Origin of the sequence: Thalassovita mediterranea, assembly GCF_001458435.1 — a bacterium.
In the GTDB taxonomy this organism is placed as follows: Bacteria; Pseudomonadota; Alphaproteobacteria; order Rhodobacterales; family Rhodobacteraceae; genus Thalassobius; species Thalassobius mediterraneus.
In genome coordinates this window covers 276,318-297,393 of record NZ_CYSF01000007.1, presented here as the reverse complement: position 1 = coordinate 297,393, position 21,076 = coordinate 276,318, and the positions used below count along the sequence as shown (strand labels likewise).

Below are 21,076 nucleotides of genomic sequence, written 5' to 3'. Positions count from 1 at the left end.
ATACATAGATCAGAACCGTGGGCGATAAAGCTGGGACATTGCCCAGCAATGCCGAAACATTGGGCGGATTCATCGCAAAAGGTCAAGTCGCAGATCACAAAAACCGAAGCATTGTCGGTTGTTTCGCGGCGAAAGTCGGAATTTGCTTATTAATCAGCGCCTAGATCAAACGATTGACACAGATCGAAAAACGCTTTGGCGTGCAAAAACTCAGCGCGTTTTTTCGCAGCCTGTTCAGCGGCCTCTTCGTCGACGCCCCATTGTTCTTCCTGCCATGTTTCGTCAACACGCGACAAATCCCAAATCGCACCGATCTCCTGCTGGTTGAGCGCAGCCGCGAAAGCCAGCACAAGCGACCCAGAAATACCTACGAGATCGTGAAATGCAGCCAACTGGAAGTTGTCCATGCTATGAACCGGACGGGCCAATTTCGCCACGGCATCATCAGCTTGTGCGACGTGCATAATGCCGCCACCGGTGGCCAGACGGGCGCCGAATATCTCGTCCGCCCAATCCAGCATTGGATCCCACAGCGCCGCTTGGCGATCGATCAATTCCGCCGGAGAGGTGGCGCGATAACACAAAAGGTCGGTACCGCCATATTCGGCCAGCATCGCCGCCACTTCTTCATGCTGAACAGCAACTTTATCCAAAGCGGAGTTCGCAGTACGCGTAAAAGGCATCTTTGCCGGATCCACTTCACCCTCTTGGGCGTCCCATTCCTGCGCAATCGCCTCTGCCAAGGCGCGGGTGGGGAGAATCACCATTGTTTTTGCCGGGGTGCGCACGGGGCGGCCGTCCAGTTCGACGCGGAAACCGCCGTCAGCTTCGGCAACCTTGGCCTCTTTCCAGAACCGCTTGGGCTTCATGATGCTCATGTCTCAACTCTCCCAGATCTTGTGAATTGCGGCTGGCAGGTCGCGGAAATCGCTGACCACCTGATCCGCCAAGGGCGCCAGACGCGCCACGTCGTGATAGCCCCAATCAACCGCAATGGCGCGGGCGCCTGCGGCACGAGCCATTTCCATGTCAAACACTGTGTCGCCGATCATTACCGCGTTGTCGGCAGTCAGCCCCATGTCGCCCAGCGCCGCCTCGATCATCGCGGGATGGGGTTTTGATGGATGATGGTCTGCCACCTGTTGGGTCAGGAACATCCGTTCCAGCCCGTGACCCGCCAACAGCGCGTCCAAACCACGGCGCGATTTGCCGGTGGCAATGCCCAGCAGGTAATGATCCACCGCTGCCAGCTGATCCAACACCATGCGCGCATGTGGGTAAAAGGGCGAGGATTGCGCCGATCCCTGTTCCGCGCGGATCTGCATATAGGCCTGTTTATAGCCCTCAACGATGGCGGCCTGATCCTGCGCCGTCATATCCGGCGCCAGTTCGGCCACCGCGATGGGCAGCGACAGGCCCACAATCGACAGGGTTGCCGCGCGACTGGGGGCCTCTGCCCCCACGCCCTGAAAGGCGCGGGTCATAGAGGCGACGATATGCGCCTGACTGTCCACCAGCGTGCCATCCACATCAAAGAGGATCAGCCGCAGGTCAGCACTCATCGCAAGCCCTCAAACGGGTCGTGTTCGATCAGATCCTCGGACCAGCCCAGCGTGTCCCAGCTGTGCGCCATGTGATCGGGCAACGGCGCCTCGATCGAGGTGACTTTACCAGTGATCGGATGTTCAAACTGCATCTGACGGGCGTGCAGGTGCAGTTTCTTGGAAATCACCCCACCCAGTTGCGCGCCCCAACCATCGCCAAGGTTTTCCTGACCCGATCCGCCATATTTGCCGTCCCCAATGATGGGATGGCCAATTTCGGCCATATGGGCACGCAGTTGGTGGGTCCGGCCCGTGACCGGTTCCATCGCGACCCACGCGGCGCGGCTGGCTACACGGTAAAGCGTGGCGTAAAGCGTATGCGCGCGTTTGGCGCCTTCGGTGCGGTCAATTTCGCGGGGGTGGACGCAGATCATCTTCTCGCCCTCGCCGTGGCGGCCGTGACCCGGTGCTTTGACCAGACCGTATTTCACCTCGCCCAAGTAAGGCGTCGGCACGCCAGCGACCAAGGCCCAGTAAATCTTGCGCGTTTGTTTGTGACGAATCGCGGCTGTCAGCGCCTGTGCCACCTGACGGGTGCGTGCCAACAGCAGAACGCCGGAGGTGTCTTTATCAAGGCGGTGTACCAGTCGCGGCTTTTCCTCAAACCCGAACTTCAGCGCTTCGGCCAGGCCGTCCACATGGCGTTTCTGCTTGCTGCCACCCTGCGTGGGCAGACCGGCGGGTTTGTTGAGCGCGATGATATGGTCGTCACGGTAGATCACCGCCGATTGGATCAGCTTTTCATCCGCTGGGGAAACCTTGGGCTTTGCGGGCTCTTTGGGCTGCGCGGACGCATCGGGCAATGGCGGAATGCGCACGGTCTGGCCGACCTCTAGCCGCGTAGCGGGTTTTACGCGCGCGCTATCCACGCGCAGTTCACCCTTGCGGCACATCTTTTCGATGCGGATCTGCGACACATGCGGGAACATCCGCTTCAGCCAGCGGTCCAGTCGCTGATCGCCGTCACCCGGCCCCACTGTGATCATCTGTACACGGCTCATGCCAACACCCATCGCATTGCGTAAACGCCCAACACCAAGGCCGCCAGCGAACAGATCACCGACACCCCAACATAAAGCGCCGCCCACCCCATCTGCCCGCGTTCGAACAATGTGTAGGCTTCCAAAGAAAAGGCCGAAAACGTGGTAAAGCCGCCCAAAACGCCGGTCATCAACACCGGATTAAGGTGGCTCAGCCCGCGCTGACCCAAAAACACCACCGCCATGCCCATGAGGCCCGAGCCCAGCACGTTTACAAACAGGACGCCCAGCGGAAAGCCCGCGCCGACCAGTTTGAAAATCGCCACACCCGAGAGGTAGCGCAAAACAGCGCCCACTGCCCCGCCAAGGGCCACATGCAAAGCGGTGATAAACATGGCGCCCCTCCTGCGGGCTGGACGCCGCATTGTCAAGTTTTACAGCAGGCTGTGGCGCCATGCACGGGCTGCATAGCCCTATCCGCCACGCTTGCGGCGGAGGTTTTCAAAATACTCCATCCGCTTTTTCAGGTCGCGCTCAAAGCCGCGTTCCACCGGTTGATAGAACTGCTCCCGCTGCATCGTTTCGGGGAAGTAGTTCTGGCCGGAAAACCCATCCTCTGCATCATGGTCATAGGCGTAGCCTGCGCCGTAGCCCTGATCCTTCATCATCTGGGTCGGGGCGTTCAGGATGTGTTTCGGCGGCGGTTCCGACCCGTGCTGCTTGGCCGCGCGGCGGGCGGCCTTGTAGGCCATGTAGCCTGCATTGGTTTTCGGGGCCAGTGCCAGATAGATCACCGCCTGCGCCAGTGCCAGCTCGCCCTCCGGCGAGCCGAGGCGCTCATACGCCTCCCAGGCATGCATGCAGATCGCCTGCGCCTGCGGGTCGGCCAGCGCGATATCTTCGACCGACATGCGCAGCAGGCGACGGGCCAGATAGCGGGGATCTTCGCCACCTTCCAACATGCGGGCATACCAGTATAGCGCTGCATCAGGGTCTGATCCGCGCACGGATTTATGTAAGGCTGAGATGAGGTTATAGTGTTCTTCACCGGATTTGTCGTATTTCGCCGCGCGTTTCATCAAGCGATTGGCCAGCGCGTCACGGCCCAGTGGCTCTGCCACCTGCCACGCGGCCACCTGTTCGATCAGATTGAGTAGCGCACGGCCATCGCCATCGGCCATGTCCAGCAACGCCTCACGCGCACCTGCATCCAGCGGCAGGTCGCGGCCCAGCTCCGCCTCTGCCCGTGCGGTGAGGCTTTCAAGCTCCTCCACAGACAGGCGTTCCAGCACCAAGACCTGAGAGCGGGACAAAACCGCTGCATTCAGCTCAAAACTGGGGTTTTCGGTGGTCGCACCGACGAGGAGGATGGTGCCATCCTCCATATGCGGCAGGAAGCCGTCCTGCTGCGCTTTGTTGAAACGGTGAATCTCATCCACGAACAACAGCGTGCCCTGCCCGTTCTGGCGGCGGATTTTGGCGGCCTCGAACACTTTGCGCAGTTCTGGCACGCCGGTGAAAATCGCGCTGATCTGCACGAAATGCAGATCGGTTTCATCTGCCAACAGCCGCGCGATGGTGGTTTTGCCCACACCGGGCGGCCCCCAGAAGATCAGCGAGGACAGGCTGCCAGATCGTAGCATCACGCCCAGCGGTGCCTCGTCCCCCAGGACCTGCTGCTGGCCGATCACCTCTGCCAGCGTTTTGGGTCGCAGACGATCCGCCAGCGGGCGCGGTGCGGTTCCGGTGCCAGTTTCGGCAGAAGGGGTGTCAGATGCAAAGAGGTCAGCCATGCCTCAGGTTCTGAACCGGATCTGCACCCGCTGCAAGCCACGTTGCACGGTGATCGCCACCCTGCTGCCAAGTTGTGACAGGATTTCACGTGCCTCTGACGGTGTGGTCACCTGTTCGCCATTGATCCCCAACAAAATGTCGCCGCGTTGCAAGCCCACACGCGCAGCATAGGGACCGGTGCCTTCAACAATCACGCCCATTGCATCAAGCGGCAACGAAAACTCTGCGATAACCGCGGGGTTTACCTGCGACATCTGCAAACCGGGCAACACCTCTGCCTCGGTCAGCGTGACTGTATCGCGCGCTGGCGTCTCAGGGGGCAGGATCAGGCCCACATCCACCTCCTCCGCCACGCCGTCGCGATAGTAGGTCACCGCGACACGGCTGCCCATACCCGCGACAGACATGCGGTAGATCATTTCCTGCGGGCTGTTCACCTCACCACCAGATACCATCTGCACAACATCCCCCGGCTGCAGGCCTGCAGCGGCGAAAGGGCTAGCTGGATGCAGACCAGAGATCAGGACGCCACCCGGGCGGTCCAGCCCCAGCGTTTCAGCGATGTCATTGTCGATACTCTGCCCGCTCATCCCTGCCCATGGGCGCAGGAAGCTGTCGTAGCCCTGGCGCGCCTGCGCGACGAACTGTTCGACCAGATCGGCGGGAATGGCAAAGCCCACCCCATTGGACCCGCCCGATCGGGTAAGGATCGAGGTGTTCACCCCAATCAATTCCCCATTAATATCAATCAGCGCCCCGCCGGAATTGCCGGGGTTGATCGCCGCATCGGTCTGAATGAAATAGGCCCGCCCAGCCCCCGTGGCCGCGCCGGATCGCGCTAGGCCAGAGACGATGCCAGAGCTGACCGTTTGCCCGATCCCAAAGGGGTTACCGATGGCCAGCGCCAGCTCGCCCACCTCGACCCCGTCGCTGTCACGCAGGGTCAGAAAGGGCATGTCCGGCGCGTCCTCCAGCTTGAGGATCGCCAAATCGCTGGCTTGGTCCGCCAGCATCACCTTGGCCGCAAATTCGCGGCGGTCCTTCAGCACCACACGAATGTCGGTGGCACCGCCAACGACGTGGTAGTTCGACACCACATAGCCGTCCGCCGACAGGATCACGCCGGAACCTAGAGAATTCTGCACCTCTGGTCGCGTTTCGCCGAAATCACGGAAGAACTCGCGAAAGAAGGGATCATTGCTGAACGGGCTGCTGCGGGTTTGCACCACGCGTTTGGCGTAGATGTTGACCACCGCAGGCGCCGCCTGTTTCACCAATGGCGCAAACCCAAGGGCGATTTCCGCCTGCGAGGTGGGCACCTTGGTTTCCGCCGCAGCGGTGAGCGGCAGCGCCGCTAGGGTGAGGGCCGCAGCAAAGGGCACAGCGTAACGCAACATCAAACATCCTCCGTCAAGTTCCGTCAGATATGCGATCGGCCCGCCCTGAATGCAAGATGCAGACAAGACGGGCCGACCGACGGGGAGGAACACAGAAGCAGATTAGCCCGCTTTGCGCATTGGGCTGGCGCGGCGGGTTTCAACGGCCTGTGCCAAACGGCGCAGCATGAAGGCGGTATCGTCCCAGCCAAGGCAACCATCGGTGATCGACTGGCCGTAGGTCAGCGGTTCGTCGCCCAAATCCTGACGACCTGCGACGAGGTTACTTTCGATCATCACACCTGTGATGCGGGTGTCCCCTGCCTCCATCTGACCGGCGATATCTTCCAGCACCATCGGCTGTTTCATGGGATCCTTGCCGCTGTTGGCGTGGCTGGCGTCGATCATCACATGGGGGCGAATGCCATCCTGTTCCGCCATCCGGCAAGCCGCATCGACCGAGGTGGCATCGTAGTTCGTGCCGCCACCGCCGCGCAGGATGATGTGGCAATCAGGGTTACCGCTGGTCGCGGCAATCGCCGGACGGCCGTTTTTGGCCAGCGCCATGAAATGATGGGGATGCGCGGCAGAGCGGGCCGCATCAATGGCGATCTGCACATTGCCGCGGGTGCCGTTTTTGAATCCCACCGGACAGCTCAGACCCGACGCCATTTCGCGGTGAATCTGACTCTCAGTGGTGCGGGCACCAATCGCGGCCCAGCTGACCAGATCGGAAATGTACTGCGGCACCGAGGCGTCGAGGAATTCCGTCCCCACCGGCAGCCCCAACTGATTGATGTCCAAGAGCAGTTGGCGCGCCACCTCAAGGCCCGCGTCAATGCAGAAGGTGCCATCTAGGCCCGGATCGTTGATCAAACCCTTCCAGCCGGAAATGGTACGCGGTTTTTCAAAGTAGACGCGCATGACGATTTCCAGCTGATCGCCCAGTTCGGCGCGCAGCGGCGCCAGACGGCGGGCGTAGTCCATCGCCGCCTCTGGGTCATGGATCGAACAGGGGCCCACGACGACAATCAAACGATCATCATGGCCGTGCAGCACCTTTTGCATGGCGCTGCGGCCATCTAGCACGGTGCGAATGGCCTGTGCGGTGATCGGCAGTTTGGCGGTCAGCTCATCGGGGGTGCGCATTTCCATCATATCGGTGATGCGCAGGTTTGCGGTTTCAGTGGTCATGGTCAGGGCGTCCTAAGAGTTATGTCTGTGTCTGGGTTAGGCCCCCGTCGGCGGATACAAAAAAAACCGCCCGGTGGGGGGCGGTTCGTCTGGTATCTCTGGTGCGTTTGAATGTTTCCTCAGAACGCGCAGATCCCTCCGACCGCCGTGTGGCGCGGATAGAAGGAATACCAAAAGAAAACGGTCTGATGTGTCATGGCCAGAACGCTAGCGGCGATTCGGGATTCTGTAAAGGGTGGAAAGACAGCGCTACGATAAACGCTTAGCGCCCGAACCGAGGGGTGGGCGTGAAGCGCCCTCCCCATGGGGGAGGTTCGGGCGCTGCCAAATCGCAGATTTGGCAATGACATCAGAGCGCCCTGCGCTAGCTCCTCTCAGAGACAGGAGACCGAATGACCGACACACCCCAAACCCGCACACTCTACAACGCAGACTGCCCCGTTTGTAACGCCGAGATTTGTCATTACGCCGCCTACTCCGATGCGCGCGCCTTGCCCTTGGCATTTGAGGATCTGAATGCCGTTGATTTGGCCGATTGGGGCGTCACGCCGGATCAGGCTATGCGGCGGCTGCATGTGCTGCATCAAGGGCAGCTCTACGTCGGGTATGACGCCTTTCTGATCCTTTGGGATCAGATGCCGCGATACCGCTTTGCCGCGCGCATTGGCCGCCTGCCCATGATCCGCCCCCTCACCCGCTGGACGTATGAGACGATTGCGGCGCCATTGCTATACGGCGCGCACAAACGCCGGATGGCAAAGCGTGCTGCAAAACAAACGGCAGCAAAATAGAAAAACCCCCGCACCATTTCTGATGCGGGGGCAGGTCCGGTCATGAATGACCGTAGATCTTAATCGTCAGCGGCTGCTTCTTCAGCGGCAACGCGTGCTTTGTCAGCAGCGCCTTTGGCGTCGACGTCACGATCAACGAATTCGATGATCGCCATCGGTGCCATGTCACCGTAACGGAAGCCGGCCTTCAGGATGCGAACGTAGCCGCCCTGACGGTCCTTGTAGCGCGGGCCCAGAACGTCAAACAGTTTGGCGACGTACTGGTCCTGCTTCAGCTTGGAAGCTGCCTGACGGCGGGCGTGCAGATCGCCGCGTTTCGCCAGAGTGATCATCTTTTCGATGATCGGGCGCAGTTCTTTTGCTTTCGGCAGGGTGGTTTTGATCTGTTCATGTTCGATCAGCGAACCGGCCATGTTCGAGAACAGCGCTTTGCGGTGTTCATGAGTACGGTTCAGACGGCGGTAACCACGAGCGTGACGCATTTTATATCTCCTAAACTTGCGTTTTTGCTTTGTCAGGCCGGCGATGCGTGTCGCTGGCTCACCTTGGGGTCAATGACCCGAATAGTCCCCGGCAGGTCCGGGCATGTGTACACGGGGCGGCCCATTGGACCGCCCCGGTATTGAGAATGGCTTAGAAAGCGTCTTCGAACTTCTTCGCCAGATCTTCGATGTTGTCCGGCGGCCAGTCTTCGACGTCCATGCCCAGGTGCAGGCCCATGCCCGACAGCACTTCCTTGATTTCGTTCAAGGATTTGCGGCCGAAGTTCGGGGTGCGCAGCATTTCTGCTTCGGTTTTCTGGATCAGATCGCCGATGTAAACGATGTTGTCGTTTTTCAGGCAGTTGGCCGAACGTACGGACAGTTCCAGTTCATCAACCTTCTTCAGCAGAAGCGGGTTGAATTCCAGACCATCATCTTCGTCCTGACGGCCAGCCGATTCGGGCTCTTCGAAGTTGACGAAGATCGACAGCTGATCCTGCAGAATACGTGCGGCAAACGCGATCGCATCTTCAGGGGTGATCGAACCGTCGGTTTCAACCTTCATGGTCAGTTTGTCATAGTCCAGAACCTGACCTTCACGGGTCGGCTGAACGTCATACGAAACCTTTTTGACCGGCGAATAGATAGCGTCGATAGGCATCAGGCCGATGGGCGCATCTTCCGGCTTGTTACGGTCCGCAGGGACGTAGCCTTTGCCGGTGTTGACGGTCAGTTCCATGTACAGGTCTGCACCATCGTCGAGGTGGCAGATCACATGTTCCTTGTTCAGGATTTCGATGCCAGCACTGTCGGAGATGTCACCAGCGGTCACAACTGCCGGACCTTTGGCGTTGATCGACAGGCGCTTGGGGCCTTCGACTTCCATGCGCAGCGACACACCTTTGAGGTTCAGAACCACATCGGTCACGTCTTCGCGCACGCCAGCAACGCTGGAGAACTCGTGCAGGACGTTGTCGATCTGTACGCTGGTGATCGCTGCACCCTGCAGCGAGCTCATCAGCACGCGGCGCAGCGCGTTGCCCAAGGTCAGACCAAAACCGCGTTCCAGCGGTTCAGCAACCAGGGTTGCCTGACGAGTCGGGTCAACGCCCGGCTTTACGTCAAGCTGGGTAGGCTTGATCAATTCTGCCCAGTTCTTATGGATCATGCGTCCCTCCATTCCTGTTCTGTCCCCATGTCCCAAAGACAGAACGCCCGAGGCTTCAAAATGACATACTGGGGCCGTGTCGATGACACAGCCCCAGTCTTAAAAGCTGGATTAGACCCGGCGGCGTTTCGGCGGGCGGCAGCCGTTGTGTGCGATCGGGGTTACATCACGGATCGAGGTGATGTTGAAACCGATTGCAGCCAGTGCGCGCAGTGCCGATTCACGACCCGAACCGGGGCCCTGAACTTCAACTTCCAGAGTCTTAACACCGTGTTCCTGTGCTTTCTTGCCCGCGTCCTCTGCAGCCATCTGAGCGGCGTAAGGAGTCGATTTACGCGAACCTTTGAAGCCCATGGTACCGGCAGACGACCACGAGATCGCGTTGCCCTGTACGTCCGAGATCAGGATCTTGGTGTTGTTGAAGCTGGAGTTAACGTGTGCAACGCCAGCTGCGATGTTCTTGGAGACCTTTTTCTTGCCCCCACGACGGGTATCACGTGCCATTGGTAGCTACCTCCCTTACTTCTTCTTACCGGCGATCGGTTTTGCCGGGCCCTTACGGGTACGAGCGTTGGTGTGGGTACGCTGACCGCGAACCGGCAGGTTACGACGGTGGCGCAGGCCACGGTAGCAGCCCAGGTCCATCAGGCGTTTGATGTTCATGGTCACTTCACGACGCAGGTCACCTTCAACGGTGTAGTTCGCATCGATGTGCTCGCGGATGGCCAGCACTTCGGCGTCGGACAGTTCGTTGACGCGACGGGTGAAGTCGATTTGTACGGCTTCGCAGATTGCTTCGGCCGAGGTCTGGCCAATGCCAGTGATGTAGGTGAGGGCGATCGGGACCCGTTTAGAGGTCGGGATGTTAACGCCGGCGATACGTGCCACGTGTCACTTTCCTTTTCAGTTGCGGTTCCGTAGTTCCAGAACCTTTTTTCACAACGTAAGCCCGGCGGGATATCACCGGGCCTTTGCTGATCTAGGTGGTCTGCGCTGATGCCTAAAAGACGGCGCAAAAATTCGATTCCCTTTGAGGGATGTGCGTAGGTAGGAAGAAATAGCGCAAAGGTCAACCCAGCTTGTGCATTGGCGCGTTTTTCCCTGTCATAAAACCAACACCCCGCACAGTGCATCCCTACCAAATGCAAAAACCCCCGATGAAACGCCGGGGGCTTTGATAATACAGATCAACGTCTGATCAGGCGTCCAACACCTTGGCGATGTCAGCCGATACGGTGTCGATGTCGTTCAGACCATCTACCGTGGTCGACAGACCTTTGGCGTAGTAGTAGCCGATCAGCGGTGCGGTCTTTTTGTAGTATTCCGTCAGACGGAAACGCACGCTTTCCTCGTTGTCGTCCGCACGCGCCTCTTTGCCGGCAGCAACCGCTTCGGCAGCGCGGTTGACGATACGCTTAACCAGCGTTTCATCATCAACCTGCATTTCAACAACAGCAGCCAGGGTTTCGCCCTGCTCTTCCAACAGCTCAGCCAGTGCATCCGCCTGCGGCAGGGTGCGTGGGAAGCCGTCAAAGATGAAACCGCCCTTTTTGTCGCCCTGCAGCTTTTCGCGGATCAGGCCGATCACGATCTCGTCGGTCACCAGACCGCCGCGATCCATTACCTCGGCAACGACTTTACCCATTTCGGTGCCGCTGGAGCGCGCTTCACGCAGCATGTCGCCAGTAGACAGCTGGATCATGTTGCGATCTTCCACGAGTTTCGCGGCCTGAGTTCCTTTGCCCGCGCCGGGCGGTCCAAGCAGAATAATATTCATCGACGCGACGGTCCCTTCCTGTTGCGTTTTTTCCCTTTGCCACGCAGCTGGGATTTTTCAATGAGGCCTTCGTATTGGTGGGCCAACAGGTGGCTTTGCACTTGCTGAATGGTGTCCATGGTCACGGACACAACGATCAGCACCGAGGTGCCCCCGAAGTAGAACGGGATAGCCAGCTGGCTGCGCAGGATTTCCGGCAACAGACACACAGCTGCCAGATAGGCCGAACCCAGAACCAGCACGCGGGTGGTGACGTATTCCAGATATTCGGCGGTCTTCTTACCGGGGCGAATGCCTGGTACGAAACCGTTTTGGTTTTTCAGGTTGTCTGCAACTTCGTCCGGTTTGAACGACACGTTGAAGGTATAGAAGAAGGCAAAGAAAACGATCATCGCCACAAAGAACAACAGATAGAGCGGCTGACCGGGGCCGAAATAGGCCAAAATGGTCGACATGACCGGACCCGTCTGGTTCCCCGAGAAGGTCGAGATCGTGGTCGGCAGCAGCAACAGCGACGATGCAAAGATCGCCGGAATGACGCCAGCCGGGTTTACCTTGATTGGCAGGTGGGACGAACCACCGTCATAAACCTTCATACCCACCTGACGACGGGGGTACTGAATGTGGATCTTACGCAGGGCGCGTTCCATGAACACGACAAACGCGATAGTGGCGATCATCATGACCATCACACCGATGATCACACCGGGGCTGATGGCGCCCGAACGGCCTTGGCTCAGGAACTGGGCCATGGCGGCGGGAACTTCGGCGATGATGCCAACGAAGATGATCAGAGAGATACCGTTGCCGATGCCGCGCTGGGTGATCTGTTCGCCCAGCCACATCAGGAACATGGTGCCGCCCACCAGGGTGATCACGCAGGATGCAACGAAATACCAGTAGCCGATATCCGCCTGAACCAAATCACCGGAGTAGAGGCCAGTTGCCAGACCATAGGCCTGCACGGTGGCCAGAAACACGGTGCCGTAGCGGGTGTACTGGTTGATTTTCTTGCGGCCCTGCTCGCCCTCTTTCTTCAGCTGTTCCAGCGCCGGAACCATCGAGGTCAGAAGCTGCACAATGATCGAGGCAGAAATGTAGGGCATAATCCCAAGGGCAAAGATACCCATACGACCCAGCGCACCACCGGTGAACATCGACAGGATGCCCCCCAGACCAGCTGCCGCGCCTTCCATGAAGTCGCGCAGTGCGTTGCCGTCGATGCCGGGAACGGGAATGAAAGTGCCCAGGCGATAAACAATCAGAAGGCCCAGGGTGAACAGGATGCGGCTCCGCAGCTCGGTCGCCTTACCAAAAGCGGACCAGCTGGTGTTCGCAGCCATTTGTTCTACAGCAGATACCATGCGTTGGTCTCTCTTCATATGACAACGCCGCCCGGAGCGTTTTCCAGCTCAGGCGGCGTTCTTAGGAAAACTGGGGTCATATGTAAGCGGCGAAGCCGCCGCTCACAACCCGTTAACGCGTCGCTTACGCGCCTTTGACCTTCAGAGAGCCGCCTGCTTTTTCGACAGCTTCGATGGCCGACTTGGATGCACCGGTTACATCCAGCTCAACTTTGGCGTTGAAGTCGCCTTTGGCCAGGATGCGGATGCCGTCCAGTTTACGACGGATCAGGCCGCTTTCGACCAGAACGTCTTCGGTGATCGGTGCAGATGCGTCGATCTTGCCAGCTTCGATGAACTTGCCCAGCAGGCCCAGGTTCAGAACGGCGTATTTCTTGGGGTTCGGTACGTTGAAACCGCGCTTAGGCAGGCGCTGGTACAGCGGCATCTGGCCACCTTCGTAGCCGTTGATCGATACACCCGAACGCGACTTCTGACCTTTGATACCACGGCCACCCATTTTACCCTTGCCGGAGCCGGGACCACGGCCAACGCGCATGCGTTTTTTGGTTGCGCCAGGATTGTCGCGGAGTTCGTTAAGTTTCATTTCGCTTCTCCTTGCCGGAACTGACCCCTGAAGCGTAAGCGGGTCAAACACGGCGTTTTTTGCTTGTTGATTCTATGACCCACCTAGGGCCACTGGGCGCGTATACGCGGGTTGGCCGTATGGATCAAGGGGCTGGCCATGTCCGTGCCCTGAAAAGCCCCTGCCCTGAAAACGCAAAACGCCTCTGCAAGGGCAGAGGCGTCATGCAATCAAAGCGATGTGCGTTGATGCGCAGCTTAGAGGGTGTAGACGTGCTCATAAGCGATGCGCTGGATGTCGTGGCGATCTACGCCCAGATCGGTCAGTTCGCGGTTGCTCAGTGCGGACAGTTCGGTCACGGTTTCTTCGTAGGCGGCGCGACGTTTGCGGGCTGCTTTCACGGCAGCAAAGGCTGCGTTCAGACGTGCAACGATGTGAAGGCCACGGGGGGCGGTAGCTGCATAAGCCATATTGATTACTCCTAAATATCAGGTGGGGCCGATGCCCCTGGGGTCATGTTCTGCCGCTTCCTGCGACACGGCTTATATAGAAATGCCCCTAGGGAAAGAGTATCGCAGAGTCCGCCCGCCCGCTCTGCGTCTTGCGCATGGCTGGGTTATAAGGGGGGGTAAGCTGGCGTTATGGGTGGGCGAAAAGGCATACAGTTCAACGATATGCAGGCGCAAAGATGCCTCATCCGCACAGCGAACCCACAAAAGAAAACGCCCCGACCAGAGGATCGGGGCGTTTCCAATTTTCAAGAAGCGGACGGCTTAGCCGCGCTCTTCGATGATTTTCACCAGATGCGGGATCTTGTTGACCATGCCGCGAACCGAGGGAGTATCCTCCAGCTCACGGGTTTTGTGCATCTTGTTCAGACCGAGACCCACCAGAGTGGCGCGCTGATCTGCGGGGCGACGGATCGGGGAACCGATCTGTTTTACGACGATGGTTTTAGCCATGGGACGCTCTCCTTACGAGTCTGCGGCTGCAGGTGCTTCGTCCTTGCGCAGGATGTCAGCAACTTTTTTGCCACGACGTGCTGCAACCGAACGGGGGCTGGACTCTTTGGTCAGGCCGTTCAGGGTTGCGCGGATCATGTTGTAGGGGTTCTGCGAACCGATCGACTTGGACACAACGTCTTTGATGCCCAGCATTTCGAAAACGGCACGCATCGGACCACCTGCGATGATCCCGGTACCTTCCGGTGCGGTGCGCATCACGACCTTACCGGCACCGTGACGACCTTCCATGTCGTGGTGCAGGGTGCGGCCCTCTTTCAGAGGTACGCGGATCATTTGACGCTTGGCCTGCTCGGTGGCTTTACGAATGGCCTCGGGGACCTCTTTCGCTTTACCTTTACCGAAGCCTACACGGCCTTTCTGATCGCCGACAACCACCAGAGCGGCGAAGCCGAAGCGCTTACCACCTTTAACGGTTTTCGACACACGGTTGATCGCGACGAGACGATCTGCGAATTCCGGAGCTTCGTCGCGTTCGCGGCGATCCCGGCGGTTTTCACGTTCTGCCATTTCGGCATTCCTTTCTGAATGGCGCATTGCGGCGCCTGTTGTTTCAATCCTGGTGACCGCCCTATCAGGAAACCCCAAGAGGACAGCCCCGGATCATCGGGGGGGCGACAGGCGCCCCCCGCAGGTCATTAGACCTTCAGGCCACCTTCACGCGCAGCCTCGGCCAGAGCCTTGACTTTGCCGTGGAACAGGAAACCGCCACGGTCGAAGTACGCTTCGGTGTGGCCGGCCTTTACGGCGCGTTCCGCAACAGCTGCACCAACTTTTGCAGCTGCTTCGATGTTGTTTTTGCCAACAACGCCCAGGTCTTTTTCCAGCGACGAAGCCGATACCAGAGTTACACCGCTGACGTCGTCGATCAGCTGAGCGCTGATGTTCTTGTTCGAGCGGTGAACCGAAAGGCGCAGCTTGCCTGTGTTCACTTTGCGAAGTTTGTTCCGGACGCGCAGGCGGCGCTTCAGAAACAGGGTTCTTTTGCTGTTTGCCATTAGTCTGGTCCTTACTTCTTCTTGCCTTCCTTGCGGAAGATAAACTCGTCTTTGTATTTGATGCCTTTGCCTTTGTAGGGCTCGGGCTTACGCCATTCGCGGATGTTTGCCGCGACTTGGCCAACGAGTTGAGCGTCGTCACCTTCGATGATGATCTCGGTGGGCTTCGGTGCGGTCACGGTCACGCCGGCCGGCACTTCGAAGTTCACGTCGTGCGAGTAACCGAGGTTCAGCTTCAGGACGTTGCCCTGCATCTGAGCACGGTAACCAACACCGTTGATCTCAAGCTCTTTCTTGAAACCAACAGTCACACCTTTGACCATGTTGGCCACCATGGTGCGCGACATGCCCCACTGCTGACGAGCACGCTTGGACTTACCACGGGGGGTAACAACAACAGCGTTTTCTTCAACGGTGATGGTCACATCATCAGTTGCAGTGAAGCTCTGGGTCGCTTTCGCGCCTTTCACTTCGATGGTCTGGCCGGACACAGTGGCAGTAACGCCGCTGGGCAGTTCGACCGGTTTTTTACCAATACGAGACATTGCAGACCTCCTTAGAAGACGGTGCAGAGCACTTCGCCACCAACGTTGTTGGAGCGAGCGTTTGCATCCGACATCACACCTTTCGGAGTGCTGACAATCGACACGCCCAGGCCCTGACGGACAACGGGGATGTCATTGACGCCCATGTATACGCGACGACCGGGTTTGGAGACCCGCTTCAGTTCGCGAATGACGGGGGTGCCTTCGTAGTACTTCAGCTCGATTTCGAGGGTCGGATGACCATCAACACCGGTGCCTTTTTCGTAGCCGCGGATGTAGCCTTCGTCAGCCAGTACATCCAGAACCCAGCCGCGCAGCTTGGATGCGGGGGTCGACACGGAGGACTTACCACGCATTTGAGCGTTACGGATACGGGTGAGCATATCGCCGATAGGATCGTTCATTACTATCTCTCCCTTACCAGCTGGATTTCACCAGACCGGGGATCTGGCCAAACGAGCCCAGTTCCCGCAGCATGATACGGCTGACCTTGAGCTTACGGTAGTAAGCGTGAGGACGACCGGTCAGCTGACAGCGGTTGTGCAGACGGGTAGCCGAGCTGTTGCGCGGCAGTTTCGCAAGCGCGAGAGAAGCGCGGAAACGCTCTTCCATCGGCTTTTCTTTGTCATTGATGACCTCTTTGAGGGCAGCGCGCTTGGCAGCGTATTTTGCAACCAGCTTCTCGCGCTTAACCTCACGGGCGACCATGGATTTTTTAGCCATAACTCTAATCTCCCCGCGCTTAGCTGTTGAAGGGCATGTTGAGTGCTTTCAACAGGCTCTTCGCTTCCGCGTCGGTGTTCGCGGTGGTGGCAATCACGATGTCCATACCCCAGACTTCGTCAACTTTGTCGAAGTCGATTTCGGGGAACACGATGTGTTCTTTCAGACCGGTGGCGTAGTTGCCGCGGCCGTCGAACGACGTGCCCGAAACACCGCGGAAGTCGCGGATACGAGGCATTGCGATGGTGATCAGACGGTCCAGGAATTCATACATGCGGTCGCCGCGCAGGGTCACTTTCGCGCCCATCGGCATACCTTCACGTACGCGGAAGCCCGCGATCGAGTTCTTGGCAACGGTGGTCAGAGCTTTCTGACCAGCGATCTTGGTCAGATCTTCCTGAGCGGATTTGGCTTTCTTGCTGTCTTTGACAGCTTCTGCGCCGCAGCCGATGTTCAGGACGATTTTGTCCAGACGCGGGATCTGCATGTCGTTTTTGTAGCCGAACTCTTCTTTCAAAGCAGCGCGGATGGTTTCGACATACTGGGCCTTCAGACGCGGGGTGTAAGTTGCATCAGTCATTAGATCACGTCCCCCGTGGTCTTGGCGAAGCGTACTTTCTTGTCACCTTCCATGCGGAAGCCAACACGAGTTGCTTTGCCGTTTGCGTCCAGGATCGCCAGGTTCGACAGCTGGATCGGCATTGCCTTGGGCAGGCGGCCACCTTGGCTGGTCTGGGTCTGACGGGTGTGGCGGATGGCCATGTTGATGCCATCTACAACTGCTTTACCAGCTGCGGGGTCAACGGAAGCGATAACGCCTTCTTTGCCCTTGTCTTTGCCGGTCAGCACGACGACCTTGTCGCCTTTTTTCAACTTAGCAGCCATATTACAGCACCTCCGGAGCGAGCGACACGATCTTCATCATGCCTTTGCCGCGCAGCTCACGAACAACCGGGCCAAAGATACGGGTACCTACGGGCTCGTTGTTGTTGTTCAGGATAACAGCTGCGTTGCGATCGAAACGGATCGCGGTGCCGTCTTCACGACGTACTTCTTTGGCAGTGCGAACGACGACGGCTTTACGCACGTCACCTTTTTTCACACGACCACGCGGAATGGCTTCCTTGACGGAAACGACAATGATGTCGCCCACCGACGCATAACGACGGTGCGAGCCACCCAGAACCTTGATGCACTGAACTCGGCGTGCGCCGGAGTTGTCAGCTACATCCAGATTGGTCTGCATCTGGATCATTTGGTTTCTCCCGACCTGTGGGGGGACTTGCAGAGGTCCATTTCCCCAGGGTTTCGCTAATTAAAGCGTTGGGATCGGCTAAGTCAGACTTAGGCGATCACTTCCCAACGCTTCGTCTTCGACTTCGGTGCACATTCCTGGATACGGACGGCGTCACCGACGTTGAATTGGTTGTTCTCATCGTGAGCCCGGTACTTTTTGGACTTACGGATGGTCTTTTTCAGAACGGGGTGCGTAAAGCGGCGCTCAACCAGAACGGTAACGGTTTGCTCGTTTGCGTTCGAGGTTACGGTGCCTTGCAGAATACGTTTGGGCATCAATCAGGTCCTTATTCAGCAGCCGCTTGGGCTTTTTCGTTCAGCACAGTGGCAACGCGTGCGACGTCACGACGGACTTCACGCATACGAGCAGTGTTTTCGAGCTGATTGGTGGCCTGTTGAAAGCGCAGGTTAAACGCTTCTTTCTTAAGAGCCGCCAGGTCCTCACGGAGCTGATCCGGCGTCTTATCACGCAGTTCATTGGCGTTCATGTCGCCTTTTCCTTTCTACTACACCAGAAGGCCCCGCTATGTGTTTGGGTCACCTTGTTGCCTGGTGGGTTATGTCTGCACGGACGAATCCCTACAGCCTGCGAATCCGCAGGATGCCGCTACATAAGGGGGATCACGGGTGAGGGCAAGGGAAAGATGGGGGCGGCCTTATTTTATTACGTCAAACAACGCACCACGTCTGAACCGCAGGGGCGAAGCAAAGCGCCCGCCCCGTTGGGGGCGGTTCGGGCGCTGCCAAATCTGCGATTTGGCATTAGTGCTTCGCCAGCGCCCTAGCCCAATCGTCACACCCCCTACCCCTCATCCACGCGCGGGTGTATCACCACCCTATGTCACAGATTGAATCGCTCTTCGTCACGCGCATCTATCGCGCAGAACTCAACGAATTCGGCCCCGGCGTTGACCCGGATGAGCTGGAGGCCTCCTGCTACGGCATTGCCGAGGATGATGAGGCAGGCCAAGACTGGTGTGAGGAAAACGGCTATCCCGGCTACACCTCTTACGCCTCGCTCACCGACCTTGGCTGGCGCTCGCCGATCTTTGCCGATGTGATCAAAGCGCTCGACGCCCATGTCGCGGCCTTTGCCGAGGATCTGGAATTTGACCTCGCCGATCGCAAGCTGGAGCTGGAAGACCTCTGGATCAATATCCTGCCCGAAGGCGGCATGCACTCATCCCACCTGCACCCGCAGTCGGTGATCAGCGGCACCACCTATGTGTCGATGCCAGAAGGCACCTCGTCGCTGAAACTGGAAGATCCGCGCTCCGGCCGCCTGATGGCCGCCCCGCCGCGCAAGAAGGACGCGCGCCGCGATCTGCAAACCTTTGTCTATATGGAACCGAAGGTAGGTGATGTGCTGCTATGGGAAAGCTGGCTGCGCCATGAGGTGCCGATGAACATGGTCGAGGATGACCGTGTGTCCGTCAGCTTCAACTACAAATGGGCGGCAGAGTAAGCCCGATGACACAACGGCCCCAGACGGGGCCGTTTTTCGTTGCAGGGCGCGAAAATGGATCATTTTCGCAACCGCAATCTGGCGCCAGATTGCGCCCTACCCTCTCTCACGCAATGCCTGTTCGATCCGGTCCAGACGGGCGACAACATCATCACGGTATTCATCCGTGGCCGCCGCTGTCTCCTCGGCGTGCGCGTCCTGCATCGTGCTGACGATCAGACCAACCACAAGGTTCATGACCGCAAAGGCCGTGATCAGGATAAACGGCACAAAGAACAGCCACGCCATCGGATGCACCTCCATCACCGGACGCACAATGCCCATCGACCAGCTTTCCAGCGTCATCACCTGAAACAGCGAATAGAGCGAGGCACCCAGCGTGCCGAACCATTCCGGGAAGCTGGCGCCATAAAGTTTGGTCGCCATGACTGCACCGATGTAGAAGATAATGCCGGTCAGCAGGAAAACCGAGGCCATGCCCGGCAGCGCCAGAATAAACGCCTCCACCACACGGCGCAGGGACGGCACGACCGAGACGACGCGCAACAAACGCAGGATCCGCAGCGCCCGCAGCACCGATAGGCCTTCGCCGGCAGGCGACAGGGAAATCGCCACAATTGCTGCGTCAAACAGGTTCCAGCCAGAGCGGAAGAAGGCAGGCCCGCGGGCAAACAGTTTCGCCACCAGTTCGATCACAAAGATCGCCAGACAGACCTGATCCAGCGCAGTGATCACACCACCCGCCGCAGACATCACCGCCGGCGATGTTTCCAGCCCGAGGATCATCGCGTTGAACAAGATCACCGCCAAAATGGCATTGCCCACCCACGGGCGGTCCAAAAATTCAGCTACGGCTGCGCGCATGATTGTCCCCTCTGTTCGCTCATGCGGTATATGTGAGGTTCTAACGCGATAGACAAGACACCATAGTCGGATCTGGCATGTGGGCGGTTGCGACTGGGGCAGTCATCACGCTTAAACGCCTGCCCCCCGCGCAGCCAGCAGCGGACCAAAGCAGCAACAATTACTGCCAGAGACCCGCCACTTCGCGACGCGCAGACAGACGTTTAATTACATCGGTGTGCGCAATTGCCGACCCAATTATTTTACACAAGTCGCGCTGAATTTGATCGTGCCCTCAGAATCTTTCTCGACGACAAGATCCGTAACCTTTTCACCATCCCCGCTACACACAACACCAAATGCGTTGCTGCGGATCTCTGCCTCGGTCCAGTTGGCCCCCGCGGTACCCGTAACCTTAGCGCCATCACGGTAGTTGTTCAGGGCATCACCGCTTGGCGCGCCACCACAAGCACTCAGCGCCAAAGGTGCAGTTACCACAGCGGCAAGAAAGAATTTGCGTGTCATCTTAGTCTCCAAGTTCAAACGAAGCGAAACATAACCCAGGATAGATTTACCGCAAGACGATTAGCGTCATCACGACGCAGAAGATCCAAAAGCAAAACCCCCGCTGCGCAAACAGCGGGGGTTTCGAATTTTTTAAGAGTGGTAAGGCTTACCAGTCTTCGCGAACAACTACGCGGGTTTTCACCGGCAGTTTCATCGCGGCCAGACGCAGGGCCTCACGTGCGATATCTTCGTCGACGCCGTCGATTTCGAACATCACACGACCCGGCTTGACCTTGGCTACCCAACGGTCAACCGAACCTTTACCTTTACCCATACGAACTTCGATCGGCTTTGCAGTGACCGGTACGTCGGGGAAGATACGGATCCACACACGACCCTGACGCTTCATGTGACGGGTCATTGCACGACGGGCTGCTTCGATCTGACGGGCAGTTACACGCTCGGGCGTGGTTGCCTTCAGACCGTAGGTGCCGAAGTTCAGGTCGGAACCGCCTTTGGCCAGACCTTTGATCCGGCCCTTCTGCATCTTGCGGAATTTAGTACGCTTTGGCTGAAGCATTG

31 protein-coding genes are annotated in these 21,076 nt (G+C 58.3%); 2 read left to right on the top strand and 29 right to left on the bottom strand.

What is annotated here, in order from left to right:
• Positions 1-149: 149 nt before the first annotated feature.
• From TM5383_RS08900 to TM5383_RS08870, 7 genes are all read right to left on the bottom strand, one after another.
• On the bottom strand, positions 150-878 hold the full coding sequence (locus TM5383_RS08900) for an ATP12 family chaperone protein (protein WP_058318680.1): 729 nt from the start codon (positions 876-878) through the stop codon (positions 150-152).
• A gap of 3 nt (positions 879-881) precedes the next feature.
• A complete protein-coding gene (locus TM5383_RS08895; protein ID WP_058318679.1) occupies positions 882-1,562 on the bottom strand; it encodes an HAD-IA family hydrolase in 681 nt (226 codons plus the stop codon).
• The gene (locus tag TM5383_RS08890; RefSeq protein WP_058318678.1) at positions 1,559-2,605 is read right to left on the bottom strand and encodes an RluA family pseudouridine synthase; all 1,047 of its coding nucleotides are present in this window, start codon (positions 2,603-2,605) and stop codon (positions 1,559-1,561) included. The genes TM5383_RS08895 and TM5383_RS08890 overlap by 4 nt, the downstream gene beginning before the upstream one ends.
• Positions 2,602-2,979: a fluoride efflux transporter CrcB gene (crcB, locus tag TM5383_RS08885; RefSeq protein WP_058318677.1), complete on the bottom strand. Its 378-nt coding sequence runs from the start codon at positions 2,977-2,979 to the stop codon at positions 2,602-2,604. The genes TM5383_RS08890 and crcB overlap by 4 nt, the downstream gene beginning before the upstream one ends.
• 78 nt (positions 2,980-3,057) lie before the next feature.
• Entirely contained in the window at positions 3,058-4,377 is a 1,320-nt protein-coding gene (locus TM5383_RS08880) for a replication-associated recombination protein A (RefSeq protein WP_058318676.1), read from the bottom strand.
• Between the two features lie 3 nt (positions 4,378-4,380).
• Positions 4,381-5,775 carry a trypsin-like peptidase domain-containing protein gene (locus TM5383_RS08875; RefSeq protein WP_058318675.1) on the bottom strand — a complete coding sequence of 465 codons (1,395 nt, stop codon included), beginning with the start codon at positions 5,773-5,775 and terminating at the stop codon, positions 4,381-4,383.
• A 102-nt stretch (positions 5,776-5,877) separates the two neighbouring features.
• Positions 5,878-6,948, bottom strand: coding sequence for a 3-deoxy-7-phosphoheptulonate synthase (locus tag TM5383_RS08870; RefSeq protein WP_058318674.1), 1,071 nt, complete (start codon positions 6,946-6,948; stop codon positions 5,878-5,880).
• Positions 6,949-7,340: 392 nt separating this feature from the next.
• On the opposite strand from TM5383_RS08870, the gene TM5383_RS08865 reads away from it, so the two are divergent.
• Positions 7,341-7,739: a thiol-disulfide oxidoreductase DCC family protein gene (locus TM5383_RS08865; protein WP_058318673.1), complete on the top strand. Its 399-nt coding sequence runs from the start codon at positions 7,341-7,343 to the stop codon at positions 7,737-7,739.
• A gap of 59 nt (positions 7,740-7,798) precedes the next feature.
• Here TM5383_RS08865 and rplQ read toward each other — a convergent pair whose 3' ends face one another.
• The 19 genes from rplQ to rpmC form a co-directional block, all read right to left on the bottom strand.
• Positions 7,799-8,221, bottom strand: coding sequence for a 50S ribosomal protein L17 (rplQ, locus tag TM5383_RS08860; RefSeq protein WP_058318672.1), 423 nt, complete (start codon positions 8,219-8,221; stop codon positions 7,799-7,801).
• 151 nt (positions 8,222-8,372) lie between these two features.
• Positions 8,373-9,389, bottom strand: a complete 1,017-nt coding sequence (locus tag TM5383_RS08855; RefSeq protein WP_058318671.1) for a DNA-directed RNA polymerase subunit alpha — start codon at positions 9,387-9,389, stop codon at positions 8,373-8,375.
• 111 nt (positions 9,390-9,500) lie between these two features.
• Positions 9,501-9,893, bottom strand: coding sequence for a 30S ribosomal protein S11 (gene rpsK / locus TM5383_RS08850; protein WP_058245136.1), 393 nt, complete (start codon positions 9,891-9,893; stop codon positions 9,501-9,503).
• 15 nt (positions 9,894-9,908) lie between these two features.
• Entirely contained in the window at positions 9,909-10,277 is a 369-nt protein-coding gene (gene rpsM, locus TM5383_RS08845) for a 30S ribosomal protein S13 (RefSeq protein ID WP_058318670.1), read from the bottom strand.
• A 310-nt stretch (positions 10,278-10,587) separates the two neighbouring features.
• Positions 10,588-11,166, bottom strand: coding sequence for an adenylate kinase (locus TM5383_RS08840; RefSeq protein ID WP_058318669.1), 579 nt, complete (start codon positions 11,164-11,166; stop codon positions 10,588-10,590).
• Positions 11,163-12,530 carry a preprotein translocase subunit SecY gene (gene secY, locus TM5383_RS08835; RefSeq protein ID WP_058318668.1) on the bottom strand — a complete coding sequence of 456 codons (1,368 nt, stop codon included), beginning with the start codon at positions 12,528-12,530 and terminating at the stop codon, positions 11,163-11,165. The genes TM5383_RS08840 and secY overlap by 4 nt, the downstream gene beginning before the upstream one ends.
• Before the next feature lie 124 nt (positions 12,531-12,654).
• Positions 12,655-13,116 (bottom strand): 50S ribosomal protein L15, encoded by a 462-nt coding sequence (gene rplO, locus TM5383_RS08830; RefSeq protein ID WP_058318667.1) that lies wholly within the window; start codon positions 13,114-13,116, stop codon positions 12,655-12,657.
• A 236-nt stretch (positions 13,117-13,352) separates the two neighbouring features.
• Positions 13,353-13,565, bottom strand: coding sequence for a DUF1127 domain-containing protein (locus TM5383_RS08825; protein ID WP_058318666.1), 213 nt, complete (start codon positions 13,563-13,565; stop codon positions 13,353-13,355).
• A gap of 303 nt (positions 13,566-13,868) precedes the next feature.
• Positions 13,869-14,057 (bottom strand): 50S ribosomal protein L30, encoded by a 189-nt coding sequence (gene rpmD / locus TM5383_RS08820; RefSeq protein ID WP_058318665.1) that lies wholly within the window; start codon positions 14,055-14,057, stop codon positions 13,869-13,871.
• Between the two features lie 12 nt (positions 14,058-14,069).
• Complete coding sequence (rpsE, locus tag TM5383_RS08815) at positions 14,070-14,627, bottom strand: 30S ribosomal protein S5 (protein ID WP_058318664.1); 558 nt, start codon at positions 14,625-14,627, stop codon at positions 14,070-14,072.
• Positions 14,628-14,755: 128 nt separating this feature from the next.
• Entirely contained in the window at positions 14,756-15,115 is a 360-nt protein-coding gene (rplR, locus tag TM5383_RS08810) for a 50S ribosomal protein L18 (protein ID WP_058318663.1), read from the bottom strand.
• A gap of 11 nt (positions 15,116-15,126) precedes the next feature.
• Positions 15,127-15,660, bottom strand: coding sequence for a 50S ribosomal protein L6 (gene rplF / locus TM5383_RS08805; protein WP_058318662.1), 534 nt, complete (start codon positions 15,658-15,660; stop codon positions 15,127-15,129).
• Between the two features lie 11 nt (positions 15,661-15,671).
• Positions 15,672-16,064, bottom strand: a complete 393-nt coding sequence (rpsH, locus tag TM5383_RS08800) for a 30S ribosomal protein S8 (protein ID WP_058318661.1) — start codon at positions 16,062-16,064, stop codon at positions 15,672-15,674.
• A 13-nt stretch (positions 16,065-16,077) separates the two neighbouring features.
• Complete coding sequence (gene rpsN / locus TM5383_RS08795) at positions 16,078-16,383, bottom strand: 30S ribosomal protein S14 (RefSeq protein ID WP_058245148.1); 306 nt, start codon at positions 16,381-16,383, stop codon at positions 16,078-16,080.
• Positions 16,384-16,402: 19 nt separating this feature from the next.
• Positions 16,403-16,963: a 50S ribosomal protein L5 gene (rplE, locus tag TM5383_RS08790; RefSeq protein WP_058318660.1), complete on the bottom strand. Its 561-nt coding sequence runs from the start codon at positions 16,961-16,963 to the stop codon at positions 16,403-16,405.
• Complete coding sequence (gene rplX / locus TM5383_RS08785) at positions 16,963-17,268, bottom strand: 50S ribosomal protein L24 (RefSeq protein WP_058318659.1); 306 nt, start codon at positions 17,266-17,268, stop codon at positions 16,963-16,965. Before rplX ends, rplE begins: the two co-directional genes overlap by 1 nt.
• A gap of 1 nt (position 17,269) precedes the next feature.
• Positions 17,270-17,638 carry a 50S ribosomal protein L14 gene (gene rplN / locus TM5383_RS08780; RefSeq protein ID WP_058245151.1) on the bottom strand — a complete coding sequence of 123 codons (369 nt, stop codon included), beginning with the start codon at positions 17,636-17,638 and terminating at the stop codon, positions 17,270-17,272.
• A gap of 89 nt (positions 17,639-17,727) precedes the next feature.
• Positions 17,728-17,955 carry a 30S ribosomal protein S17 gene (rpsQ, locus tag TM5383_RS08775; protein WP_058245152.1) on the bottom strand — a complete coding sequence of 76 codons (228 nt, stop codon included), beginning with the start codon at positions 17,953-17,955 and terminating at the stop codon, positions 17,728-17,730.
• Between the two features lie 11 nt (positions 17,956-17,966).
• Positions 17,967-18,167 (bottom strand): 50S ribosomal protein L29, encoded by a 201-nt coding sequence (rpmC, locus tag TM5383_RS08770; protein WP_058318658.1) that lies wholly within the window; start codon positions 18,165-18,167, stop codon positions 17,967-17,969.
• A gap of 350 nt (positions 18,168-18,517) precedes the next feature.
• Here rpmC and TM5383_RS08765 point away from each other — a divergent pair, with 350 nt between their 5' ends.
• Positions 18,518-19,144 (top strand): TIGR02466 family protein, encoded by a 627-nt coding sequence (locus TM5383_RS08765; RefSeq protein WP_058318657.1) that lies wholly within the window; start codon positions 18,518-18,520, stop codon positions 19,142-19,144.
• A 96-nt stretch (positions 19,145-19,240) separates the two neighbouring features.
• Here the strand turns inward: TM5383_RS08765 and TM5383_RS08760 are convergent, their stop codons facing one another.
• From TM5383_RS08760 to rplP, 3 genes are all read right to left on the bottom strand, one after another.
• A complete protein-coding gene (locus TM5383_RS08760; protein ID WP_058318656.1) occupies positions 19,241-20,008 on the bottom strand; it encodes an ion transporter in 768 nt (255 codons plus the stop codon).
• A gap of 237 nt (positions 20,009-20,245) precedes the next feature.
• Complete coding sequence (locus TM5383_RS08755) at positions 20,246-20,512, bottom strand: hypothetical protein (protein ID WP_058318655.1); 267 nt, start codon at positions 20,510-20,512, stop codon at positions 20,246-20,248.
• Positions 20,513-20,660: 148 nt separating this feature from the next.
• Positions 20,661-21,074, bottom strand: coding sequence for a 50S ribosomal protein L16 (gene rplP / locus TM5383_RS08750; RefSeq protein WP_058245156.1), 414 nt, complete (start codon positions 21,072-21,074; stop codon positions 20,661-20,663).
• Positions 21,075-21,076: the final 2 nt, after the last annotated feature.

Coding starts and splice junctions, on each gene's coding strand:
- TM5383_RS08900 (WP_058318680.1), bottom strand. CDS start 878: ATGAGCATCATGAAGCCCAAGCGGTTCTGGAAAGAGGCCAAGGTTGCC.
- TM5383_RS08895 (WP_058318679.1), bottom strand. CDS start 1,562: ATGAGTGCTGACCTGCGGCTGATCCTCTTTGATGTGGATGGCACGCTG.
- TM5383_RS08890 (WP_058318678.1), bottom strand. CDS start 2,605: ATGAGCCGTGTACAGATGATCACAGTGGGGCCGGGTGACGGCGATCAG.
- crcB (WP_058318677.1), bottom strand. CDS start 2,979: ATGTTTATCACCGCTTTGCATGTGGCCCTTGGCGGGGCAGTGGGCGCT.
- TM5383_RS08880 (WP_058318676.1), bottom strand. CDS start 4,377: ATGGCTGACCTCTTTGCATCTGACACCCCTTCTGCCGAAACTGGCACC.
- TM5383_RS08875 (WP_058318675.1), bottom strand. CDS start 5,775: ATGTTGCGTTACGCTGTGCCCTTTGCTGCGGCCCTCACCCTAGCGGCG.
- TM5383_RS08870 (WP_058318674.1), bottom strand. CDS start 6,948: ATGACCACTGAAACCGCAAACCTGCGCATCACCGATATGATGGAAATG.
- TM5383_RS08865 (WP_058318673.1), top strand. CDS start 7,341: ATGACCGACACACCCCAAACCCGCACACTCTACAACGCAGACTGCCCC.
- rplQ (WP_058318672.1), bottom strand. CDS start 8,221: ATGCGTCACGCTCGTGGTTACCGCCGTCTGAACCGTACTCATGAACAC.
- TM5383_RS08855 (WP_058318671.1), bottom strand. CDS start 9,389: ATGATCCATAAGAACTGGGCAGAATTGATCAAGCCTACCCAGCTTGAC.
- rpsK (WP_058245136.1), bottom strand. CDS start 9,893: ATGGCACGTGATACCCGTCGTGGGGGCAAGAAAAAGGTCTCCAAGAAC.
- TM5383_RS08840 (WP_058318669.1), bottom strand. CDS start 11,166: ATGAATATTATTCTGCTTGGACCGCCCGGCGCGGGCAAAGGAACTCAG.
- secY (WP_058318668.1), bottom strand. CDS start 12,530: ATGGTATCTGCTGTAGAACAAATGGCTGCGAACACCAGCTGGTCCGCT.
- rplO (WP_058318667.1), bottom strand. CDS start 13,116: ATGAAACTTAACGAACTCCGCGACAATCCTGGCGCAACCAAAAAACGC.
- TM5383_RS08825 (WP_058318666.1), bottom strand. CDS start 13,565: ATGGCTTATGCAGCTACCGCCCCCCGTGGCCTTCACATCGTTGCACGT.
- rpmD (WP_058318665.1), bottom strand. CDS start 14,057: ATGGCTAAAACCATCGTCGTAAAACAGATCGGTTCCCCGATCCGTCGC.
- rpsE (WP_058318664.1), bottom strand. CDS start 14,627: ATGGCAGAACGTGAAAACCGCCGGGATCGCCGCGAACGCGACGAAGCT.
- rplR (WP_058318663.1), bottom strand. CDS start 15,115: ATGGCAAACAGCAAAAGAACCCTGTTTCTGAAGCGCCGCCTGCGCGTC.
- rplF (WP_058318662.1), bottom strand. CDS start 15,660: ATGTCTCGTATTGGTAAAAAACCGGTCGAACTGCCCAGCGGCGTTACT.
- rpsH (WP_058318661.1), bottom strand. CDS start 16,064: ATGAACGATCCTATCGGCGATATGCTCACCCGTATCCGTAACGCTCAA.
- rpsN (WP_058245148.1), bottom strand. CDS start 16,383: ATGGCTAAAAAATCCATGGTCGCCCGTGAGGTTAAGCGCGAGAAGCTG.
- rplE (WP_058318660.1), bottom strand. CDS start 16,963: ATGACTGATGCAACTTACACCCCGCGTCTGAAGGCCCAGTATGTCGAA.
- rplX (WP_058318659.1), bottom strand. CDS start 17,268: ATGGCTGCTAAGTTGAAAAAAGGCGACAAGGTCGTCGTGCTGACCGGC.
- rplN (WP_058245151.1), bottom strand. CDS start 17,638: ATGATCCAGATGCAGACCAATCTGGATGTAGCTGACAACTCCGGCGCA.
- rpsQ (WP_058245152.1), bottom strand. CDS start 17,955: ATGCCCAAACGTATTCTGCAAGGCACCGTAACCTCGAACGCAAACGAG.
- rpmC (WP_058318658.1), bottom strand. CDS start 18,167: ATGAACGCCAATGAACTGCGTGATAAGACGCCGGATCAGCTCCGTGAG.
- TM5383_RS08765 (WP_058318657.1), top strand. CDS start 18,518: ATGTCACAGATTGAATCGCTCTTCGTCACGCGCATCTATCGCGCAGAA.
- TM5383_RS08760 (WP_058318656.1), bottom strand. CDS start 20,008: ATGCGCGCAGCCGTAGCTGAATTTTTGGACCGCCCGTGGGTGGGCAAT.
- TM5383_RS08755 (WP_058318655.1), bottom strand. CDS start 20,512: ATGACACGCAAATTCTTTCTTGCCGCTGTGGTAACTGCACCTTTGGCG.
- rplP (WP_058245156.1), bottom strand. CDS start 21,074: ATGCTTCAGCCAAAGCGTACTAAATTCCGCAAGATGCAGAAGGGCCGG.